Origin of the sequence: Bartonella sp. TT110JLCBS, from assembly GCF_042193405.1 — a bacterium.
In the GTDB taxonomy this organism is placed as follows: Bacteria; Pseudomonadota; Alphaproteobacteria; order Rhizobiales; family Rhizobiaceae; genus Bartonella.
In genome coordinates this window covers 1-687 of the sequence record NZ_JBHILT010000214.1, presented here as the reverse complement: position 1 = coordinate 687, position 687 = coordinate 1, and the positions used below count along the sequence as shown (strand labels likewise).

The 687-nt window shown below is 39.4% G+C and carries 1 protein-coding gene; it reads right to left on the bottom strand.

The genetic code is table 11. From position 1 onward, the window contains the following. A partial coding sequence (gene mobV / locus ACFILW_RS10535; RefSeq protein ID WP_375685813.1) for a MobV family relaxase occupies positions 1 to 687 on the bottom strand: 687 nt, incomplete at both ends.

Sequence of the window (687 nt, the reverse complement as noted above, 5' to 3'; positions counted from 1 at the left end):
ATCGTTTTTAAGCCCTTTAAATGGCTCTTGGAGCGCTTTTAATTTATTCCCTATGGATTCCACCATTCTTTGCATCTTTGTCGCTCTATGGGCATTTTCGTGGCTTTTAGAGGCTATTGCGATTGTACTTGCAAATTTTTCGTTTACTTCTTTGCTTAATCGACTAGCAACACACTCGGAAGTTTCAAATGCTGTTGCTAATCCAATTTTCTCAAGAAATCCTCTTGGTTTTAACTTTTTTGGTTCTATTTTTTCTGGATCAATGGCGATATATGACTCGATTTCTTTTCCGATAATTCCGTAATGCCGTTTAACGGCTTGGTGTTGTGCTTTACTCCCCTGTATACCTCTCTCTAAACCAAGGTTTTGCATGATTTCAGCAAAGGTTGTTTGATCGTTTGTCATTTTGGTTCGATTTCCAATGAACTCTTTTGCGGATAATCTACCATCTTGTGTTAAAGGCACCACGAAGGCGCTTAAATGGGGGCTAATTTCGTCTCTATGGACAACAGCTGCGATTATGCGGTTTTGTCCGTATTTTTCTACTAACCACTGTTTTGATCGCTTGAAGAACTCTTTTTGCTGTTCTGGAGTAGTTGTTACCCACCATTCTGGACTAGCTGTCATGACATATTCGACAGCTAATACAGCATCTTTCCGTCGTTTTTCTGGTAATAAATCACGCAT